This window comes from Microcoleus sp. Pol11C3, assembly GCF_036701485.1.
GTDB lineage: Bacteria > Cyanobacteriota > Cyanobacteriia > Cyanobacteriales > Microcoleaceae > Microcoleus.
The window spans coordinates 1-1,204 of sequence record NZ_JAUBQW010000311.1 but is presented as its reverse complement, the minus strand read 5'-3'; the positions used below and the strand labels follow the sequence as shown (position 1 = coordinate 1,204).

Genomic DNA, 1,204 nt, shown 5'->3' with positions numbered 1-1,204 from the left:
ATTAATAATTAAATGGGGTCGCAAAATCAAAAATAAGGGCAATGCTTGTATCACAGTTTAAATGTGCAACAGCTTAGTTTAACCCAAAATTCTATTAATCATTTGATTCGCCTGCAACTCGTAACTTCCGCCAAACAAATTAAAGTGATTCAAAACATGATATAAATTGTAAAGGATTTTGCGCTTTTCATAGCCGGAATCCAGCAACCAAACATCATTATAGCCACGATAAAACGCTGGGGGAAGGCTGCCGAACAGTTCGGTCATCGCAATATCGACTTCGCGATCGCCCCAATAAGCCGCCGGGTCAAAAATTACCGGTTCCCCCGCAGAAGTTACCGACGCATTTCCTCCCCACAAATCCCCGTGAACCAGCGAAGGTTGAGGCTTGTAACCCTCCAGCAACTTCGGAATAGCGGCTAGCAAACTTTCCCCCCGACTGAAATTTCCGCCCCGACGACTAGCCAACTTTAACTGATAACTAATCCGATGTTCTGCCCAAAATTCGGCCCAATCAGCCGTCCAGTTATTAATTTGAGGAGTTGAGCCGATTGTATTATTAACAGTCCAACCAAAACCTCTCATCCACAAGCTATGATTACGCTCTTCTCTCCCCATTGCCAAAGGTGGATTCGGGGGGATGTATTTGTGCATTTGAGCCAGTTTGCGCCCCATTTGGGTCCAGGCTATCTCCCCCCCGCCACCTCCCAAATCCAGCCATTCCAATACAATATAAGCAGAATTGCCCTCAGTTCCCCAGCAAATCGGTTGAGGAACGCGAATAGTCTGGGTTTCCGCCATTTGCTGCAAACCCAGCGCCTCAGCTTCAAACATCGCGACTTGGGAAGCTTGATTGATTTTCGCGAAATAAGTGCGGGTACTGCTGTTGATAGCATAGCCTTGATTGATGCAGCCACCGCTGACTGAACGGCGGTTGTAGATGGAAAATGTGTCTCCGGTTACTTGGGAGATATGCGCTGCAATTTTGTCCCACATAGCATCAAATCGTTTTGAGGGCGATCGCCCTTAGTTTATATGACTGCCGACACTTTGCTGTTAATGTTTTAGGTTGATTTGTCGATCAAATTTTCGCTCCGGGCGGTCATAACTCACGCCACCCTCACGGATTGGCGTTGCTGAATCAAGGTATGAATGCCCCAGGAATGGGAATATCGTCAAACTTCAAGTAATGTATTAATAACTT

1 protein-coding gene is annotated in these 1,204 nt (G+C 46.3%); it reads right to left on the bottom strand.

From position 1 onward, the window contains the following. Positions 1-78: 78 nt before the first annotated feature. Entirely contained in the window at positions 79-996 is a 918-nt protein-coding gene (locus QUA40_RS28805) for a fructosamine kinase family protein (protein WP_333132138.1), read from the bottom strand. Between the last annotated feature and the right edge of the window lie 208 nt (positions 997-1,204).